A 19,677-nucleotide genomic window follows, 5' to 3' on the forward strand; every position below is an offset into this window, starting at 1 on the left:
GGATCAAATCACCACGAAACATCTGCCCCCTAAGGTTTGTCCAGCCGGTCCTCGGCCAAACCGTGTGATCGGAATAGCGATAAAGGGGCTTTCAGATGATGACCAAAGCCAGAACGTGGTTCTCGGCGCTGTCGACAGTTTCATTGCTGACGATCTGCGCTGCGTTACCGGTAGACCAGGCCCAGGCCGATGAGCCGGGCCCGGTAGAAGCCATAGAGTTCGACCCAGCCAAGGCGGCCCTTGGCAAACGTTTGTTTTTTGATCCAAGACTTTCCGGCGATACCGAGCTGTCCTGCGCCAGCTGCCACCAGCCGGAATTGGGTTTCACCGACGGGCAGGCCCTGTCGGACGCCTATGCAGGCAACCTGCATTTCCGCAATGTGCCAACGCTGATCAACAGCGCCAAGCGCGCGGCGTGGTTCCATGATGGGCGGATCGGCACCAACCTGAATGACGTGACCCGCGAAAGTATCACCGAGACATATTCCATGAACATGGACATGCGTCTGATGCAGGAACGCATCAAGCAGGACCCGGTCTATGTCGAGATGTTTGAAGCTGCCGGATTTGGCGAGCCCTCGAACGGCGGCGTCCGCAACGCAATCCCGGAATATCTGAAAACGCTGATCTCGCGTGGCGCTCCGTTCGACACGGGTGAGATGTCGGAGGAAGCCAAGGCGGGCTATGAGCTGTTCAAGGCCAGCGGCTGTAACTCCTGCCACGCGGGCGAGCGGTTCACCGATGACCTGCCGCACAATATCGGTGTGGGCGACAACCCCGATATCTGGGCGACCCCCGAACGTCACATCACCTTTGTGGCGATGATGAAGTTCCTGGGCGTTGCGAACTACATGAACCTGCGCGCCGACCCCGGAGCGTACATCCGCACCCACACCGCCGACACGTTCGGCACCTTCATGACCCCCACACTGCGCGAACTGACCTATACCGCGCCGTATATGCACAACGGCACGCTGGCAACGCTCGAGGACGTGGTGGCCTTCTACAACGCCGGTGGTGGCGAGGATGAAAACAAGGATCCGCGCATCAAGCCGCTGAACCTGAACGAAACCGAGCAAGCGCAGCTGGTGGCCTTCCTCAAGGCGTTGTCCGGCGAGCCGCTGACCGGCCCCGACTTCGTCGCCGAGGGTATCGATACGGACTATGCGCCGATCGAAAACTGGCAAAACGCGACAAACTGAGGAGTGGACCCATGAAAGACCTTTCGTCTTACTTCAAAGGCACAATCGCCACCGCTGCCCTGTTTGCCGTCCTGGGATCACAGGCCATTGCGGAAACCAGCATGGAGATTGAGGCCGGTATTGGCGGGGCAGACCCCGACCCGGATGCGCCATTGGTGGCGCTGGGCGAGCCTCCAATTCCGCTGGACAACCCGCAGACCGACGCCAAGATCGAACTGGGCAAGATGCTGTTCTTCGATCCGCGTCTGGGTGGCAACCCGTCGACACCGTGCTCGGCCTGTCACATGCCGGATATCGGTTGGGATGTCGAAGCTCCGATTTCATTCGGATATCCCGGTACGACCCACTGGCGCAACAGCCAGACCATCGTGAACTCGGCCTATTACGGCAAATTGTTCTGGGCGGGCTCGTCCAAGAGCCTTGAGAGCCAGGCCAAATCCGCCGCAGGCGGTGCGGTCGCCGGGAACGGCGAGGCCGACATGATGGAGGCCCGTCTGGCCTTTGTCCCGGAATACGTCGAGCGGTTCAACGATGTCTTTGGCGATCAGTGGCCGCGCGTCGGTAACGCTTGGCGGGCCATCGCCGCGTTTGAACGGACCATCGTTCAGACAGACACGCCCTTCGACAACTATCTGCGCGGAGATGATGCGGCGCTGAGTGAAGAACAGAAACGCGGGCTGGAACTGTTCACCGGCAAGGCGCAATGTTCCGAATGCCACAACGGCGCGCTGCTGTCGGATGAGAAATACTACAACACCGGCGTGCCCGCCTATGACGGTTGGCAGGACGATGGCCTGGCGCAAGTGACCTTCCGGTATGAGCTGTATGCCAAAGGCTCGACCGAAGAGATGTATCGCCACACCAAGGACGACCCCGGCTTCTATTTCCGCACCAAGGAAAAGGCCGACAAGGGCAAGTTCCGCACACCGTCTCTGCGCTATACCCTCTATACCGAACCCTACATGCACAACGGCATGTTGGCGACGCTCGAGGATGTGGTCGAATTCTACAACCAGGGCGGCGGCGAGAACGAGTTCTCAGCCAACAAGTCCCAGCTGATCCAACCACTTGGTCTGAATGACCAGGAGAAATCGGATCTGGTGGCCTTCCTGAAATCCCTGTCCGGCGAGGAAATCCTGATCGAGGAACCCGACCTGCCGGACTACCAGCCGCTTCCTGCGGTTGCAGCAGAGGAGTAAGCGTCATGACAGATCATAACGCAACCGGATGCAGCTGTTCGGGCGAGGCCAAAAAGGCCTGCACCGTGAACCGCCGCCAGTTCCTGTTCGCCTCGGGTGCCACGACCTTTGCCGTGATGGTGGCGATGCCCACCCGCCACGGTCAGGCCGAACAGGTTCCCGCCTTGGTCTCCACCTATCCGCGAAAGCTGATCGGCAAACTTTCCGAACTGGAGCAGGATGTCCCGGTCGAATTCTACTACCCGGATGAGGGCGACTATTCGGACTCGATCCTGGTCAAGACCGGCGTGGAAAGCGGCGGCGGCATCGGTCCGCAAAAGGACGTTGTGGCGTTCAACCTGACCTGTACGCATCAGGGCGGATCGCTCTACGACACCTACAAAGCGGATCACAAGGTGCTGGGCCCATGCCCGCTGCACCTGTCCACCTATGACGTGACACGGCACGGCATCCTCGTCTCGGGGCAGGCCTACCAGTCGTTGCCGCAGGTCCTTTTGGAACTGGACGGCGATGACATCTACGCCGTTGGCATGTTCGGCCTGATCTACGGCCGTTACGACAACCTGATTGCATAAGGGGAAACGGTATCATGGCAACCCCGTATTACGTACCCGAAACCAACGTCCCGCTGCCGCCCAAAGGCGCCGAGGTCATCTCGACCGCCTGCGATTACTGCATCGTGGCCTGTGGTTACAAAGTCTATCGCTGGCCCGTAACGGCCAAACCCGGCGGCCCTTCCGCGGACGAAAACGCATTTGGCGAGGATTTCCCCGTAGCACCGCTGGGTGCCTGGGTCGCGCCGAACCAGCACAATATCGTTCTGCACAAGGGTCAGCCGCACCACGTGGTAATCATCCCCGACAAGGACACGCAATACGTCAACACCGACGGCGACAGCTCATTGCGGGGCGGGTGTATCGCGCAGAAATGCTATAACCCGCAGACACCGACGCGCGACCGTCTGAAGACGCCACTGATGCGGATCTATGGCACCTTGATGCCGGTTCCGTGGGATTTGGCGCTGGATGTGGCGGCTGAGGTGGGCAACCATGTCATCGCCAAACACGGCACCAATGCCTATGGCGTGAAGACCTTCAGCTATCAGTATATCGAGAACACCTATGCGATCTCGAAATACGCGCTGCGCCATATCAACACTGCGAACTTCACCTTCCACGACACACCCTCCGACGTGACCTCGACCCCCGGTTTCCGGGATGCGGGTTTCGACAATTTCGGCCCGTCGTATGAGGATTGGCGGGATGCGGAAACTTTGTTGGTCTGCGGCACCGACCCGTATGAGACCAAGACCATCCTCTATACCCAGTGGATGATGAAGGGGATGCAGAACGGTCAGAAAGAAATCTATCTGATCCCGCGTCGGTCTGCTGGCGTGGCCCATGCTGAAAAGATGGGCGGTCTGCATATCGACGTTCTGCCTGGCACTGACCTGCTGGTCGTCAACGCCATCGCCCGCGTCATCGTGGAAAATGGCTGGGAAGACAGCGACTGGATCAAGAAATGGGTCAACAACAAGTGGGAAAGCTCGTCTGGCTTTGGTCAGGGCACCCGGAACACGCCATGGCAGTGGCGTACGACCTGGGGCAAGTTCCAGACTAAGGGCTTTGAAGACTGGAAAGAGTGGCTGCTGTCGCAGGACGAATTCTCGCCCGAGAACGCAGCCGCCATGGCCGAAATCGACGTGCAGAAAATCTATACTGCTGCTGAATGGCTGGCCAAACCCAAAGAGGATGGCACACGGCCCAAAACCTCGGTCATGATCGAGAAAGGGTTCTACTGGTCCAACAACACCGGCAACACGCAGGCGATTTCCGCGCTGGGCATCATCTGTGGCTGTGGCGGCCGTCCGGGTCAGGTCATTGGCCGGGCCGGTGGTCACCAGCGGGGCGGTGTGAAGGGCGGGAAATACCCGCGCAATAAATCGCCCGAGAAACTGCCGGGTCGCCGTCGCCGTGCGATGGATACCGACCGGTATCTGATCGCAGGTCATACCCGTATGGCCCACGTTATCGGCACCACTTGGATCCAGTCCATGTGCGGATCGCAGCAATTGGCCGACAAGTTTGAGGAGCTGACCGTCCGCAATCCGAACCAGATCGCCTCTTTCGACAAGCAAGAGATGATCGACACACTGAAGGCCCGCGCCGACAGCGGCGGCATGGTGGTGATCAACCAGGACATCTATCTGCAGGACCCGATCGGCAACCGCTACGCCGACATCGTGTTCCCGGCGGCAACCTGGGGTGAAGAGGACTTCCTGCGGGCCAACGGCGAACGCCGTCTGCGTCTGTATCAGAAGTTCTATGATGCGCCCGGTGCGGCGAAGCCCGACTGGTGGATCATCGCGCAACTGGCACAGCGGATGGGCTTTGACGGGTTCGACTGGCAGAACTCGAACGAGGTTGCGGAAGAGGCCGTGCGTTTTACCCGCGGGTCGCGCAAGGACTTCCACGCGGTCTATCGTCTGGCCAAGATGGAAGGTAAAGGCCTGCACCAGAAGGTCCGTGAGTTTGGCACCGACGGTGTGCAGTGTCCGGTTATGCTGGATGCCGATGGTGTCACGCTGATTGAAACCAAGCGTCTTCACGACACGACCCGTACGCTGCCCGATACCGGCGCCGCAGGTAAGGATGTGTTCAACAAGAAACTGACGCATTTCAACAGTCAGACCGGCAAGTGCAACATCCAGAAATCGCCATGGGGTCTGTTCTCGGATTATTGGGAATGGCTGAAACCCAACAAGGAAGAAGGCGAGCTGTGGGCCACATCCGGTCGGATCAATGAACGCTGGCAGTCCGGCTTCGACGACCGTCGCCGCCCGTATATCGTGCAGCGCTGGCCGGAAAACTGGGTTGAGATTCACCCTGACGATGCGGCCGAGCGTGGCATCGAAAGCGGCGACTATGTGATGGTCTATTCTGAACGGGTTCCGGGCAACAAGACCACGCTGCTGGGTGTGGAAGGCGATGACTTCCAGTTCTCGAAACTGATGGAGAACGGGCATATCGAACTGACCAAAGCGGCGATCACCGCCGTGGCCATGGTCACGCCCGCCATCAAGAAGAGCGTGGTCTACATGGACTTCCTGCACATGCAGCAGCCCGCCAACGCGCTTGAGGGCCGGATCGTCGACTGGATCAGCGGCAACTACAACTACAAGATGGGCGTTGCCAAGCTGCGCAAACTGGGGCCGAGCCCCTACAAGACCTCGTTCCGTACGATGTCCTTTGCACCGCGCGACATCGCCTGACGACAGCTTTCCGGGGGGCGGACGCCATGCCGCCCTCCGGGTTCGGCCCCACTGCAGAAGGGGCCTTGAACCGGCCCCCCGGTTCACTTGGAAGGCAGGCATCGGTTGGGAAACCTGCCTTCCATTTTCCCAACCTCTCCCAACCGCAGACATGGCAGCTTGATATGAACATGCATTCCGATACCGCATTGCGCGATGAGGCCACCGGCCTGTTTTCCGAATACGCAAAATCCGAATATGACGTGATCCGCCTGCGCGCCATTCAGGCCCTGACCGCTATTGGTGCCTCCAATAGTCCCGCGCTGGTCGAGGCGCTGCTGGACGACGATGAAGACGTGCGCCAGGACGCCGCCCAAGCGCTGGGCGCGCTGGGCGTGCAGGAGGCCGCGCCGCAACTGCTGGAGAACTTGATTCACGATCCCTGCGGCGAGGTGAAACTGGCCTGCGTGACGGCCTTGGCCGAGCTGAAATCCGACGATGCAGCGCCCTATCTGCGCACACTCGTGACCGGACGCGGGGATGAGATCACTTGGGACGAAGATGAGCTGCATCAGGACGAATGGGACGACTGGCTCGATACCCAGATCGCAGCGATCAAGGCGCTGGGTCGGATGGGTGATCCGGCGGCGATTGAACCCATTGTTCTGGCCCTGATGGATGAAGACGGGCAGGAGCTGGGCGATGTGGCCTGCGAGGCGCTGGGCCGGATCGGTGAACCGTCCGTGCCGACTTTGGGCGTGTTCACCCAATCCTCGAACCGCCGCCTGCGCCACCGCGCCCTGCGGACGCTGGCCTCGATTGGCGGGTCCGAGGCCGAAGCCATCCTGCGCAAGGCCGTCACAGACAAGGACGGGGCCGTGCGTCTGATCGCCTATGAGGCGCTGATGCCGAATGATGCCGCGCTTGTCGATCAGGCCCTGACCGATGCGGTCGAAGACATCCGCATCGCGGCGCTGAACCTCTCGGGCTTTTCCGAGCCCGAACTGCTGGATCGTATGATGCGCGACCCCGGTGCCAAGGTACAGCTGGCGCTGATTGAACGTCTGGACCGCAGTACGCCGATCTCCGATCAGGAGGATCTGCGCTGGCAGGTTCTGGATTTCCTCGCCACCGGGCAACAGCCCGAAGTGTCTGCGCAGGCGCTGGGGTTGTTGGCCGCACTGGCCCCGGAACTGGTGGCCGACCGGCTGAATGCGCTGTTTTCGGTAGATGCGGATGATCTCAAGGCCGAGCGCATCCAATGGGCCATCGTCGAAGCGCTGGTGACCTCGCCTTTGCGCGAAGCGGCAGAATGGTTGCAACGCGCCTGCCGGTCTCCGTTCCGGTCGGTGCGGCTGAAAGCCGTGGCCTCGCTGGCAATGATCGTTACCGATGCAGAGCGCCCGCATGTGAACCAGCAGCAGGGTCGCGAATTGCTGCTGTCCTTTGCTTTGGCCCCGATGCCCGTTTCGGAAGTAGAACCCACCGACACACCGCAAACCGATATCGCCGCGCTGGAAGAAGCCGGTCTGGATGTGTCTGAGGGCGGCGACAACGGCCCGACCTCCAGCCTTGGCGCAATCCTCGGCCATGACGCCATCGCCGCCGAGATGAAGCAAGAAGCCGAGGAGGACGAAGTCCAACCCCTGACCCCGCGCGAACAGGCGCTATTGGCCAAGGCGACACGCCACCCCAAACGCCGTCGCATTGCGCTGGACGACAATGCCGAAGCGCTGGAGCGTGAAACCCGCATGTCCGCCATCCGCCTGCTGGGAGAGGTGAAGGGGATGCAGATCATGCTGGCGCAGATCGCCAAAGACCCCGAAACCGAAATTGCGCAACAGGCTTTTGCGGCGCTGGGCGTCGCGGTGGCGCGTCACGGTGCGGAGCTGGATGAAAGTCAACTGGTCGATCTGATCACCCAGGGCCTGTCACACACGGATTCTGCCCTCTCGCTGCAGGCCCTGAAACTGTTGCAACAGGCTGATCTGCCACCGCAGGATATGCTACGCGGCAAGCTGCGGGCGATGGTGAAAACCGGGGATACCCCGTTCCGCATCGACGCCATGCACATTCTGACCAGATGGGATGGCGCCCCGGATGTGGCGCGCAGCCTGCTGGACGACGTCTCGGCCCCGGTGCGTCAGTCGGCGATGCGGCTGCTGTCGGAAACCGCGCCGGATCAGGCGGGGGCGGCCATCGTGCCCTTCCTGCTGGCCAATCCCGAGCAGCGAATCGTGACCTATGTCAATGACAGCACCCCGGCGGTGGTGTCCATTGGGCGCGAATTGCTGACCGGGCTGCGCGACGAAGACCGCCGTGCCCTATGGCCGGTGATGATCAGCGCGCTGGCCGATCTGCTGGGGAAACCCTCGCGGGTGGCCTGAACCCGGAGGGACAGATGACGATTTCGCTGAAACTGAGTGCAGCGATCCTTGCGGGGGTGATGGCCTTTGCCCCCGCCGCACAGGCCGAGGATATTCCCGAAGTTGCCGTGGTGCACCAGATCATAGACCTGAACGCCGACACCCCGGCCCATGCCTTTCGGTTCGAGCCGAAGCTGCTGCATGTGCCGGCCGGATCGACCGTCCGTTTCAAGGGTTCGACCGGGCGGCATACGGTGACCTCGATCATTCGCATGATCCCGGTGGGCGCGCGCGCGTTCGAGATCCGCGGCCAGCCCGAAATGGACCTGACCTTCGACAAGGAAGGCGTCTATGGCATCCGTTGCCGCGTGCATGGGCGACATGGCATGGTGATGTTGCTGATTGTGGGTGACCCAGGCTCGAACCTGGAAGAGGCGCGCGCCTATTTGCCGAAATTGGGCGAGGCCGAACAGGCCGGGTTTGAAGAGCTTTTCGAACAACTGGAGGATCAAAATGGCTGATGGATGCGCCTGCGACCGGCACGCTCAAATGTATTTGACGGTGTCCGAAGCTCTGACCCGAGGTCTGGCCGTGGCCGATCCGGTAGCCGATACCGAGGTGCTGCCGCTGATCGACGCCATCGGCCGAGTGCTGGCCGAGGATTGCACCAGCAAGGTGGACATGCCGGCCTTCGACAATTCGGCCATGGATGGCTACGCGGTTCGGACGGCGGAACTGGGCGATGGTCCGACCTTTGATATGCCCGTCGCCGGGCGCGTGGCCGCCGGGGACAGCGGTGCCCATAAGGCGCCCGTAGGTACCGCTCTGCGGATATTCACCGGCGCTCCGGTGCCGGCGGATTTTGATTCAGTCCTGATGCAGGAGGATTGCGAGACCACCGCCGACGGCATCCGCTTTACCCGCCGTCCCAAGCCCGGCCAGCATATTCGCCGCGCGGGTGAGGACCTGAAGGCCGGTGCCGCGATCCTGCGGCGCGGGTGCGAAATCACCGCGCGCGAGGCCGCCGCGCTGGCCTCGGCCGGGTATGGCGAGGTCAAGGTGTATCGCAAGCTGAGGGTCACAATCTTTTCGACCGGCAGCGAGCTGCGTCAGCCCGGTGAGGCATTGGGCCTTGGCCAGATTTACAACTCGAACCGCTACATGCTGCGGGCGCTGTTGGACAAACCGTGGGTCGACCTTAACGACAAAGGCCCGGTTGAGGATGATCCAGAACTGTTGGAGCAGGTGCTGCGTGAGGCCTGCGATACCTCTGACCTGATCGTCACCACAGGGGGTGTGTCGGTGGGCGACGAAGACCACATGCCGCGCCTGTTTGCCGAAATCGGCGGTCAGACCGATGTGATGAAGGTGGCGATGAAACCGGGCAAACCGATCATGTTCGGACGCCGGGGCGATGCGCTCTATGTCGGGCTGCCGGGCAATCCGGTCTCGGCCTATGTGACATGGCAGATCATCGGATCGCACATGATGGCCCGCAGGGCCGGTCTGCACCACGCCCCGCACACGCCGGAACAGGCTGTTCTGGCTGAACCGCTGGAGCGCCGGGCAGGGCGTCAGGAATACCGTCCCGTAAGGATCGAGGGCTCGGCACCTGACGGTACCCCGCGGCTGCGCCTGATGGCAGCATCCTATAGCGGTCGGGTCGCGTTGCTGGCGCAGGCGGATGGTCTGGCGATCATTCCGGCCGAAACTGAGACGCTGCCGCAAGGCCACGGGTTGCAGTTCCTGCGTTTCTGACGCTGCTGAATAGGTCAGCCGCGTTCTTGCATGAAACGATCAGCAGCAGCTACAACTGTTCCGCGCCAGCTTAACACGCCCGCTTGGATCTGATTATGGTTAAAGAACATATCCTTGTCGTCGATGATGACCCGCAGATAACGTCTTTTCTGCAGCGCTACCTTGAAAAGCAGGGTTGCCGGGTCAGCTGCGCCGCAGATGGCAATGCGATGGATGCTGTTCTGGAAACCTCCGAGATCGACCTGATCCTGCTGGATATCGGTCTGCCCGGTCGCAACGGGTTCGACATTACGCGCGAGCTGCGGGTGAGTTCCAACATTCCGATCATCGTTCTTTCGGGCCGAGATGAGATTTTCGATCGGGTTGTCGGGTTGGAGTTCGGGGCCGATGACTACATCACCAAACCGTTTGAGGCGCGTGAGGTTCTGGCCCGCATCCGCACCGTTCTGCGCCGGGCCCGACCCGAAGAGAAAGCGGCCAATGGGGACGAGATGCCTCAGGTCAAGTTCGGTGACTGGGTGCTGAATGTGAATGAGCGCACCCTGACCGCCGCTGGTGCGTCCGGGGCCACGCCTTTGACGACCACCGAGTTCGATGTGCTACTGGCCTTTGTGACGAACCCGCACATGGTTTTTTCCCGCGATCAATTGCTGGACAAGGCCCGCGGGCGCGAAACCATTGTCGGCGACCGGACCATCGACGTGCATGTCGCGCGGCTGCGCAAGAAGATCGAGCCCGATCCCGCCGCGCCGACCTTTATCAAGACGGTGCATGGGATCGGCTATTGCTTTGCCGCCAATGTGCGCAAAAGCTCGGCCTAGCTAAGGTCCTTGAACATATAGGTCGTGGGCTCCAGCCGGTCTTCGATCGGGTTGCGGCAATAGTTCGGAATCTCTCCGGCGATTTGAAACCCCATGCTTTGGTACAGGATGCGCGACGGGTCAGTGCTGCGCGTATCCAGCACCAGCAGAGTTCGATTCAGTTGGGTCGCCCGATCCTGTAGCGCGGCCATCAAAGCACGCCCAAGCCCCCGGCGCCGGGCCTTCGGGTGGACCAGCAATTTGCCCACATCGGCCCGGTGCGGTTGGTTGGGCATCGCTGCCGGGATTAACTGTACCGTTCCCACAATGCGCCCACTGTCGCGGGCCACGAACAGGTCCAGCGCGCCGGTCTGCAGGTCCAGCCGCACCCGGCCCTGCCAATAGGCGCGCGCCTGATCCTGCGCAAAGGGCAGGATGAACCCGATGCTGGCGCCGTCCTGCACACAGGCGTGCAGGATATCCGTCAGGTCCTCCAATGCGTTGTCAAAGCCGCTGTCGTCCAGGCGCAAGATCATATCAGCACCAGCAAGTATCGCGCCCCGCGGGCGGGCGGTGTTTCGAACCGGGTCGGACCGGACAGGTGATAGCGCAGGCAATCGCCGCCACTCAGATCATGCGCGACCCCGTCCACCGTCAGCGTCAGGGCACCGTCCAGCATGATCAGGTGATGTTCCTGCCCGGGCTTGGGCGGCGTGTCATAGGTAATCACCGTGCCGGGCGGCAGATGGCCTTCCAGGACCTCGGCGCTGAGCCCCGTGGCAGGCGGAGACACCGAGCGGCGCGTGAACCCGGTTTCCGGGTCGCGCCATTCCGGCTGACGCTCGAAAGGTACCCGCGGGTCGAAACTGTCCTCGACCATCATCAGTAGGCGGGACATCGGCAGGCCATATGCGGCACACAACCGCCCCAGCGTTTCCGCGGTGGGGCTGACATCCCCCTTCTCCATCCGCGAGAGGGTGGCGCGGCTGACGCCGCTGTGCTGGGCCAGTTGGTCCAGTGACCATCCGTGGCCCCGGCGCAGCTCGTTCAGGTGGTTGGCAAGGCGGTTTGAGAGGTCGTCCAGCATGGTTCAGATATGGGAATCGCGTTCGTATCTGAGAATATTATTCAAAAAAAATCACAACACAACAAGAAAGGGCGCAGATACATCCGCGCCCACTTCTACTGCTCGGGTTTTTGTTCGGATCAGTTCCAGCCAACCTCGTTGAAGATTTTCTGCGCCTCGGGCAGGTTCTTGGCAACCTCGGACAAGTTCACGTCATCCGCCTTGAAGTCACCCAGTGCCTTGACCGAGTCCACAAGCTCGACGCCTTCGACTGCCGGGAATTCGTCATTGCCAGCCGAGAAGTATTTCTGGGCCGAGTCGCTGGCCAGGTATTCCAGGAACAGGATCGCGTTTTCCTTGTTCGGTGCGTTCGCCGCCACACCGGCGCCGGACAGGTTCATATGCGCGCCGGTGCTGTCCTGGTTGGGGAAGACCCAGCCGATCGAGTCAATATCGGCGGACACGCCTTTGACGTCTTTGCGGATGGCGCGGGCAAAGTAATAGGTGTTCGACACGGCGATGTCGCACTCGCCGGAAACGATGCCGCGCAGCTGATCGGTGTCTCCGCCCTGCGGGTCGCGCGCCATGTTGGCGACAATGCCTTCGGCCCAGGCTTTAGCGGCCTCGGGGCCCTCGTGGGTGATGATCGAGGCCAGCAGGGTCTGGTTGTAGGTGTTGCTGGACGACCGGATGCAGATCAGGTCCTTGTATTCCGGCTTGGCCAGATCGGCATAGGTGGTCGGCGGGTTGGCCACGTTTTCCTTGTCGAAAAAGATGATGCGCCCGCGCTGGGAAAAGCCGAACCATTCATTGTCGGTGTCCTGCAGGTTGGAGGGGATGCGCTCTTCCAGAACGGCGCTGTCGACCGATTGCAGAACTCCCGCATTCTTGGCCCGCGCCAGACGCGAAGTATCAACGGTCAGCAGGATATCGGCAGGCGAGTTCGCCCCTTCGGCTTCCATCCGGGCGATCAGCTCATCGGCCTTGCCCTCGATACGGTTGATGGTGATGCCGGTTGCCTCTTCGAATTCACCGTACAGGTTTTCGTCAGTGTCGTAGTGGCGCGAGGAATAGAGGTTCAGCTCTCCCTCGGCAGCGGCAGAGGTTGCAATCAGGGCCGTCAGGGCGGCGGCAACGCAGGTAGAGGATTTCAGCATCATGTTTCCCAACTTTGAAAGCTGTGGTGGTTTATTTCTGACTGAAAAGGTCAATGAAACAATTCTTGGGGGGATGCAAGTAAATCTGACAAATTTAGTAGGTCAAATGGTCGCTGTCGCTAGGGGCACACTTTGAGAAAATCGCGCTGCCCTACTTCAGCCATACTCTCTGCGCATCACTATGTCTGAAGTCGCATTCCAAAAAACAGACGTTTCTAACCAATGATTCTACGTAATAAACTTCGGTTGCTCTCTCTGGTTCTTGCCACAACTACAGTCGGTCTTTTCATCTATAAGCCGTTTAAAGCTACGGCTTTTGAAAATGTAAATTCCACACTGACCGCTTGCAAGGAGGCGCGCCGCACGGAAAACCAAACCCGGACGTGCAACGAGATGTTGGCGGCGCTCAACAAAGTGATTTCCACTTATCCGAATGACGAGAAAATTGATCACCATTGGCGGGATCGAGCATGGGTTAAGGGAATTTTGGGTGATTACGCGGGGTCCATGTCGGATATCAACACGGCTCTGGAGCTTAATCCGAACTCGGCCTGGGCCTGGTATTGGCGCGGGCGATTGAACATGCCCGCTGGAAATTTGGAATCGGCGATTTCTGACTATCGGCAGGCTCTGGTACTAGACCCGCTTTATTGCGCACCAAGCCGAAGAATTGGGTATATGACGTGGGTGATCTGGAAGGTCGGAGGGCGTGACCCTTCGGCACTGGACAAGATTCTAAAAAGAGAACAAGGCACGAGTCCCAACAACCCGGATATGGCTTTCGTAAACCATTTGGCCAACTATGCGGATGGACCGCAAACGGGGGCGCTGAATGCGCTGGACTTGTTGATACAATCAACTGATCGTCCCGAGTACCTGATGCTGTTACGCGCAAGACAGAACATGCAGATGGAACAATACGAGGCAGCGTTAGAGGAGCTGTCGTATGTGACTCAAAGCCCGGAACTCTACGAGCAATTAGGAGAGGGATTCAGAGCACAAGTATCTGAATTGAGGGCCGCCGGAAATGAATGTGCGGCCGACGTGTTTACCAGCCATAATTCAAACTTCTCTTTTGTTTACAGCGATGGCTTGAAACTTAAAGTGGAAGCTCAAATGGAATTGGAGGATTGGACGGGTGCCTTAACTTCAGTGGACCGGCTGATCGCCTACAGGCCGCAAAAGCATATGCCTTGGACTACGAAAGGCAAGATTCTCGAACAGTTAGATCGTTTGGAGGAAGCAGAGACGAGCTACAAGGAAGCTATCCGTTTGGCGCGGCCAGAAAACTACGATGCAGGCCATGCAACTTCCCCACCGTTCATTGAGGCGCTGTTTCGCTTGGCCGCCGTATACGAGCAAGAGGGCCGAACGGTCGAGGCGCAGGATATATGGGACGAAGCTTTGGCGATAGCTGACAACAGTGTGATCTGGGACGTTCAGGAATTGATGAAAAATGGGGGGTACTATACGGGCGAAAGGACCGATGTTTACACTCCCGAAACGCAAGCTGCGGTATATGCCTGTTTGAAGGACGTCACTTGCAAATGGGAGAATGTCGGGGGCTTGGAACTGCGCTAGCAATTGCTGTTGCCTGATTTCCAACAACAAAGCGGTCATTTGCAAACCTGCCGCGAAAGCTCTCTATCTGCTCAGAACATGTACTCCCATCAACAAAAAAACCGCACCCAAGGGCGCGGCTTCTTTAAACGGTCATGTGCAGTTCTCAGCCCTGGCGAGCTTTGAACTTGCGCTGCGTCTTGTTGATCACGTAGACGCGGCCTTTGCGACGCACAATCCGGCAGTCGCGGTGCCGGTTCTTGAGCGAGCGGAGCGAGTTCTTGACCTTCATTGGTCTGTCTCCAATCTGCGGCGCCTTCATCAAGGACGTGGCCAGCGCCTGGGTTAGCGGGTGCCCCGGAAACCCGGAACAGTTAAACGATGGTGGGCGGTACAAGGATCGAACTTGTGACCCCTTCGATGTCAACGAAGTGCTCTACCGCTGAGCTAACCGCCCACTTAAACCTTTGCGTTGCCCTGCCCCATAACGAAATGGGGCGCGGAACCCCGCGCCGGTAGCGGGGTCTATAAAAGGAGTCGCAAAGGGGTTCAAGGGGTTTGGTCCAACTATTTTCCGGTCTATGCTGAAACCGAACAAGGAGTCACCATGCAGAACACGCCATATGTATTGGATATGCCCGCCAGCCGCACGTCCTGCGTGGTATTTTCCTCTCCGCATAGTGGCCGGAACTACCCTGAATCCATGCTCAACCGTACTGTACTGGGCGAGAACGTGATTCGATCCTCGGAAGATGCTTTTGTGGATCAGCTGTTTTCAGCGGCAGCTGATTTTGGTGCGCCGTTGATTTCGGCAGTTATGTCCCGCGCCTACCTGGACCTGAACCGCAGCGCCGAGGAACTGGATCCGGCGCTGATTCAGGGCGCGCGCCGACATGGCCACAATCCGCGTGTTGCCTCCGGGCTGGGGGTGATTCCCCGCGTGGTGGCCAATGGACGTGCGATTTATCGCGGCAAGCTGACGATGGATGAGGCCCGGCTGCGCATCGACACCTGTTGGCGGCCGTATCACGCACGGATCAAATCCCTGCTCGCCGATTCGCATGATGCGTTCGGGCAGGCGATTCTGGTCGATTGCCATTCGATGCCGCATGAGGCCGTTGCCATGGTCAGCAACCCAAGGGCCCGACGGCCGGATGTGGTGCTGGGTGACAGGTTCGGGGCGTCGGCTTCGGTTGACGTTGTGGACCAGATCGAGGCAGCTTTCGTCGCGGCCGGGCTGAACGTGGCGCGCAACACGCCCTTTGCCGGGGCCTACTTGACCCAGACTTATGGTCGCCCGACCCGTGATCAGCACGCAGTGCAGATCGAGATCGACCGGGCGCTTTACATGGACGAAGCCCGAATCGAGCCGAATGAGAACTTCGCCGCGTTTCAGGAGATTCTGCGCGAGGTCATCCGGGACATTGCCGGTATTGGGGAGGAATCTCTGCCTCTGGCCGCCGAGTGACCTCAGCGCAGGGCACGGCCTTTCACAATCGCATCGCTGCCAAAGCGGCGCCGGATTTCGTCGGTGGCGCGTTCGGCCTGTGACCGCTGGGTCGCGCCGGGGTCCAGAAGGTCACCCGATATGTCCGCTTGCGATTCAGCGCACAGATCGGACAGGCCAACGCCCAGCAGGCGGTAGGGCCCCTGATTCCCGACCTGATCGAACAGCCCTCGGGCGGTGCGATAGATTCGGTCAGCGATCTGCGTTGCGTCGCGCAGGGACACGCGGCGGGTGAGGGTCTTGTGATTGGCGCGTTTCAGTTTCAGAGTGACGACCCGCCCGGCCAGAGCTTTGGCCTTGGCGCGGTCGGCAACCTTTTCCGACATGCGCCACAAGTGACCATCCAGAATGTCCAGGCTGGCGGTGTCCTCAAAGAATGTAGTCTCGTTGCTGATCGATTTCATCGGCTCGTGCGCTGAGACGCGCCGTTTGTCCTGCCCGCGCGCCAGATGCCACAGCCGATAACCCATAGATCCGAACCGTGCGGTCAGCGCCTCCTGATCCCAGCGCAGCAAGTCGGAAAAGCTGCGGATACCGGCGCGGTCCAATGATTCCTGCGCAGCCGGGCCGATGCCCCAGATCAGCCGCACCGGTTTGTCATACAGGAAATCCGCCGTTTCGGCCTGGCCGATCACCGAAAACCCGCGTGGTTTGTCCAAATCGGACGCCACCTTGGCCAGAAACTTGTTGTGCGACAGGCCGATCGAGCCGGTCACGCCCAGCTCATCCTTCATCCGTTTCACCAAGCGCGCCAGCATCACGGCAGGCGGCGCGCCGTGCAGGCGTTCAGTGCCGGACAGGTCCATGAACGCCTCGTCCAGCGACAGCGGCTCGACCACCGGGGTCAACTCATCCATCATGTTGCGGATTTCGCGCGAGACCTCAGCATAAACGGACATGCGCGGCTTGATCACCACCGCGTCGGGGCAGAGTTGCAGCGCCTTGAACATCGGCATGGCCGAGCGCACCCCGCGAATACGGGCGACGTAACAGGCGGTCGATACAACCCCCCGCTTGCCGCCACCGATTATCACAGGCTTGTCGGCCAGCTCCGGATTGTCGCGTTTCTCGACCGAGGCATAAAAGGCGTCACAATCCATATGGGCGATGGATAGATCGAACAGTTCGGGATGTGTCTTTACTCGCGGGCTGCCGCAAGAAGGGCAGCGCCGTTCGTCGGTCAAAGTAGTCAGGCAATCTCGGCAGAGACCGGGCATGTAATTTTCCCGCCTTCCGTGCGATCCAGTCAGCGGTTTACTTATACCAGCCCCGGCTGCGGCGCAAAGTACCAGCGGATGCAAAGGTCACAGCACTTTCCGGAAGAAGACCCCCCGCGAAGTGGCGGGGGGAGGTGACGGACCTCAGGAAGAGACGGTCCGCGGGGAGTATCACAGCCCCAGAATCGCTCAAATTCACCGGTTTCGATAGGATCCAGTTCACAGAAGAAAAACTCGGGTTTTTCATGTGTGTTTTGGGGCACAGGGACGATTTGGCGCGGATCGGCGGGAAAGTGACGTAAGGTCAACCGGTTGGCTGCGTTTTTAGCCGCGAATATCCGCTGATTTGGCGGGGCGCCTCAGTGCTGTGTCAAGGAATTTAACTCGGCAAGAACCGCCTCGGCGGCCGCTTTCGGGTCGTCGGCCTGATAGATCGGGCGGCCGACAACGATGTGATCGGCGCCATCGCCAATGGCGCTGGCGGGCGTCGCGACGCGTTTCTGGTCGCCCAAGGCGGCCCCGGCCGGGCGAACGCCGGGGGTGACGATCAGGCGGCCTTCGGCCTGCGGCAGGGCGCGGATCAGGGCGGCTTCTTGCGGACTGGCGATGACGCCATCGGCCCCGGCCTCCAGAGCCTTGGCCGCACGTTCAACCACCAGATCCTGTACGTCACCTTGTTTCAGCAGGCTGGCATCCAGATCATCGCGGTTCAGCGAAGTCAGGATGGTCACCGCTAAAATCTTCAGGTCCTTGCCGGATGCCCCTTCTTTCGCGGCGCGGACCACGTGGGGGTCCCCGTGCACGGTCAGGAAATCCAGATCGAACTGCGCCAGCCCCCGCACGGCGTTTTCCACCGTGTTGCCGATATCGAACAGCTTCATGTCCAGAAAGATGCGCTTGCCATGGTCCTGCTTCAACTCATTGGCGAGGGCCAGCCCGCCACCGGTCAGCATCCCCAAACCGATCTTGTAGAAGGACACCGCATCGCCCAGCCGCTCGGCCATGGCCAACCCCTGCAGGGCGTTCGGGACATCAAGGGCAACGATCAGGCGGTCATCGGACATGGGGCAAGCTCCTTTTTGGCAAACGTCTGCGTCCTAGCGGTTTCGGACGCTTGTGTCCATGCAGCGCCGGAGAGATTTAGATCAAGTCGCGAAAACCGGGCTGTGCTATGGTGCCGGTCGAACATGCGAGCAATTCTGATGGGGGGAATATGAAAGCGCGGTTTGGGTTTGGACTCGTTCTGGTATTGGCGGCCTGTCAGGACATGCCATTGGAGACGGAGGCGGCGGATACATTCATCGTGTCGCCGACAAATGATGATCTGCGTCTTGTGCGCGGATACCGATCCACCGATGACGATTGCCAGCTGACCGGAGAAACGGCTTTTACCATCGATTTTCTGGATGACGCAGCGGATCTTGTGTCCTGCCCGACAGGCAGCGATGCCGAGCGATCGCTGGTCGAAATGTACGGGGCGCGGCAGGTGGCGAAAACCGGGGGCTATGCCGTGTATACCGTTCCACGGCGATAGGCCGCACGGGCGTAGCAGAGCCTAGGAGAAAAGCGTGGTCAGCCTGTCATCCATTTCCGCCAGGATATTGATGTTTCGCAGCCTGCGCGGTGCCACGCGATATTCCTTGCCCTCAACAACCTTCATCGAGCTGGCCAGATGCGGCGCGGCTTGCAGTACGGCGTCGCTGAGGGAAACGGGGGTATCACTGTTTTGCACGTGCGCTGTGGTGTTGGCTTTGCGACGTTGCACATCGCCCCACTTGAGTAAAGCGTTGTGGCGGAAACTGCGGTCCTGCGCCGGTGCGTTGCGCAACGCCTCGAAATCAGCCTCAAGCGCGTCGGATCGGTGTTGCAGGGATGTTCTGTTGGCCAGCGGAAAGTGAATCAGCGCAAGCCCGGGGGTGTGTGACCAAGGATGGAAGGCCCCATGCGCGCCCAGAGAAAACGTGATCGGTTCGCTCAGGGCAAAGGGTTTCGAATAGCGGGCCGAAAACCTGAGTTGAAACCGACTGTCCGTCAGCGGCTCGACCTCGAACCCCACAGCACCTACGACACTTTGCGATTGCTGGCTTTCCAATACCTGAAGAAGCGTCTGGTCGGGCTGTGTCGGCAGGACGATTTCATCCACGTCTCCGCACAGCACCCAGTCATGCGAGTTGAGAAGAACGGCGCAGATATCGGTGAGCATCCGCCAGCGTTGTTCATCAAAATCTTCCGGCAACTGATTGCGCGGAATTCTGATCAGGTTGCAGTCTTTCGCCAGTTCGGAATGAACCTCATCGTTGCCATGACCAATGATGTACAGGTTTTGGGTGCCGAGCAGCTGGCCGTAATACTCAATCCATTTCGATAAATACCAATGATCCTTGTAGACCATGGTGACGGCGCAAACTTTCAACTCGAACTCTCCCTGTCGGCGACGCGAAACTAATTGAGCGTGAATCTTCGGGCAAGGCCAAAGGCTTCGATGAGATAGCGCCCTTTCGACTATTTGGAGCCATCTGGCATAGCAACGTGGTTCGTGGCGCCGACGTCAATAACCGGCGTAGTGCACGCGGGCCGAAGGGACGATGCAGTAGT

General features: G+C 59.9%; 18 protein-coding genes and 1 tRNA gene. 11 read left to right on the forward strand and 8 right to left on the reverse strand.

From position 1 onward, the window contains the following. Positions 1–95 precede the first annotated feature (95 nt). From ACR0KW_RS21300 to ACR0KW_RS21335, 8 genes are all read left to right on the forward strand, one after another. Complete coding sequence (locus tag ACR0KW_RS21300; RefSeq protein ID WP_480806799.1) at positions 96–1,202, forward strand: cytochrome-c peroxidase; 1,107 nt, start codon at positions 96–98, stop codon at positions 1,200–1,202. Between the two features lie 11 nt (positions 1,203–1,213). Further along, positions 1,214–2,401: a cytochrome-c peroxidase gene (locus ACR0KW_RS21305; RefSeq protein ID WP_480806800.1), complete on the forward strand. Its 1,188-nt coding sequence runs from the start codon at positions 1,214–1,216 to the stop codon at positions 2,399–2,401. 5 nt (positions 2,402–2,406) lie between these two features. Beyond that, on the forward strand, positions 2,407–2,976 hold the full coding sequence (locus ACR0KW_RS21310) for an arsenate reductase (azurin) small subunit (RefSeq protein ID WP_170327762.1): 570 nt from the start codon (positions 2,407–2,409) through the stop codon (positions 2,974–2,976). 14 nt (positions 2,977–2,990) lie between these two features. Next, on the forward strand, positions 2,991–5,672 hold the full coding sequence (locus ACR0KW_RS21315) for an arsenate reductase (azurin) large subunit (protein ID WP_480806801.1): 2,682 nt from the start codon (positions 2,991–2,993) through the stop codon (positions 5,670–5,672). A gap of 164 nt (positions 5,673–5,836) precedes the next feature. Then, complete coding sequence (locus tag ACR0KW_RS21320) at positions 5,837–8,038, forward strand: HEAT repeat domain-containing protein (RefSeq protein WP_480806802.1); 2,202 nt, start codon at positions 5,837–5,839, stop codon at positions 8,036–8,038. Between the two features lie 14 nt (positions 8,039–8,052). Continuing rightward, complete coding sequence (locus ACR0KW_RS21325) at positions 8,053–8,538, forward strand: plastocyanin/azurin family copper-binding protein (protein ID WP_480806803.1); 486 nt, start codon at positions 8,053–8,055, stop codon at positions 8,536–8,538. After that, entirely contained in the window at positions 8,531–9,775 is a 1,245-nt protein-coding gene (locus tag ACR0KW_RS21330; RefSeq protein ID WP_480806804.1) for a molybdopterin molybdotransferase MoeA, read from the forward strand. Before ACR0KW_RS21325 ends, ACR0KW_RS21330 begins: the two co-directional genes overlap by 8 nt. Before the next feature lie 95 nt (positions 9,776–9,870). Then, positions 9,871–10,596, forward strand: coding sequence for a response regulator (locus ACR0KW_RS21335; RefSeq protein WP_480806805.1), 726 nt, complete (start codon positions 9,871–9,873; stop codon positions 10,594–10,596). Here ACR0KW_RS21335 and ACR0KW_RS21340 read toward each other — a convergent pair. The 3 genes from ACR0KW_RS21340 to ACR0KW_RS21350 form a co-directional block, all read right to left on the reverse strand. After that, entirely contained in the window at positions 10,593–11,111 is a 519-nt protein-coding gene (locus ACR0KW_RS21340; RefSeq protein WP_480806806.1) for an N-acetyltransferase family protein, read from the reverse strand. The genes ACR0KW_RS21335 and ACR0KW_RS21340 overlap by 4 nt on opposite strands. Continuing rightward, positions 11,108–11,662 carry a helix-turn-helix domain-containing protein gene (locus tag ACR0KW_RS21345; protein WP_480806807.1) on the reverse strand — a complete coding sequence of 185 codons (555 nt, stop codon included), beginning with the start codon at positions 11,660–11,662 and terminating at the stop codon, positions 11,108–11,110. The genes ACR0KW_RS21340 and ACR0KW_RS21345 overlap by 4 nt, the downstream gene beginning before the upstream one ends. 119 nt (positions 11,663–11,781) lie before the next feature. After that, entirely contained in the window at positions 11,782–12,798 is a 1,017-nt protein-coding gene (locus tag ACR0KW_RS21350; protein WP_480806808.1) for a Fe(3+) ABC transporter substrate-binding protein, read from the reverse strand. Between the two features lie 222 nt (positions 12,799–13,020). On the opposite strand from ACR0KW_RS21350, the gene ACR0KW_RS21355 reads away from it, so the two are divergent. Next, on the forward strand, positions 13,021–14,379 hold the full coding sequence (locus ACR0KW_RS21355) for a tetratricopeptide repeat protein (protein WP_480806809.1): 1,359 nt from the start codon (positions 13,021–13,023) through the stop codon (positions 14,377–14,379). A gap of 145 nt (positions 14,380–14,524) precedes the next feature. On the opposite strand, the gene ykgO is transcribed toward ACR0KW_RS21355, so the two are convergent. Together ykgO and ACR0KW_RS21365 are read right to left on the reverse strand one after the other, a co-directional pair. Beyond that, a complete protein-coding gene (ykgO, locus tag ACR0KW_RS21360) occupies positions 14,525–14,650 on the reverse strand; it encodes a type B 50S ribosomal protein L36 (RefSeq protein ID WP_008755722.1) in 126 nt (41 codons plus the stop codon). Between the two features lie 90 nt (positions 14,651–14,740). Next, a tRNA-Val gene (locus ACR0KW_RS21365) sits at positions 14,741–14,815 on the reverse strand. 150 nt (positions 14,816–14,965) lie between these two features. On the opposite strand from ACR0KW_RS21365, the gene ACR0KW_RS21370 reads away from it, so the two are divergent. Further along, positions 14,966–15,826 carry an N-formylglutamate amidohydrolase gene (locus tag ACR0KW_RS21370; protein WP_480806810.1) on the forward strand — a complete coding sequence of 287 codons (861 nt, stop codon included), beginning with the start codon at positions 14,966–14,968 and terminating at the stop codon, positions 15,824–15,826. 2 nt (positions 15,827–15,828) lie between these two features. Here the strand turns inward: ACR0KW_RS21370 and ACR0KW_RS21375 are convergent, their stop codons facing one another. Both ACR0KW_RS21375 and pyrF read right to left on the reverse strand, forming a co-directional pair. After that, complete coding sequence (locus tag ACR0KW_RS21375; RefSeq protein WP_480806811.1) at positions 15,829–17,082, reverse strand: DNA polymerase IV; 1,254 nt, start codon at positions 17,080–17,082, stop codon at positions 15,829–15,831. Between the two features lie 359 nt (positions 17,083–17,441). Beyond that, positions 17,442–18,146, reverse strand: a complete 705-nt coding sequence (gene pyrF / locus ACR0KW_RS21380) for an orotidine-5'-phosphate decarboxylase (RefSeq protein WP_480806812.1) — start codon at positions 18,144–18,146, stop codon at positions 17,442–17,444. Positions 18,147–18,295: 149 nt separating this feature from the next. On the opposite strand from pyrF, the gene ACR0KW_RS21385 reads away from it, so the two are divergent. Next, entirely contained in the window at positions 18,296–18,616 is a 321-nt protein-coding gene (locus ACR0KW_RS21385; RefSeq protein ID WP_480806813.1) for a hypothetical protein, read from the forward strand. A gap of 21 nt (positions 18,617–18,637) precedes the next feature. Here ACR0KW_RS21385 and ACR0KW_RS21390 read toward each other — a convergent pair whose 3' ends face one another. Further along, positions 18,638–19,495 carry a glycosyltransferase family 2 protein gene (locus tag ACR0KW_RS21390; RefSeq protein WP_480806814.1) on the reverse strand — a complete coding sequence of 286 codons (858 nt, stop codon included), beginning with the start codon at positions 19,493–19,495 and terminating at the stop codon, positions 18,638–18,640. Positions 19,496–19,677: the final 182 nt, after the last annotated feature.

Source organism: Ruegeria sp. CG11, from assembly GCF_056537245.1.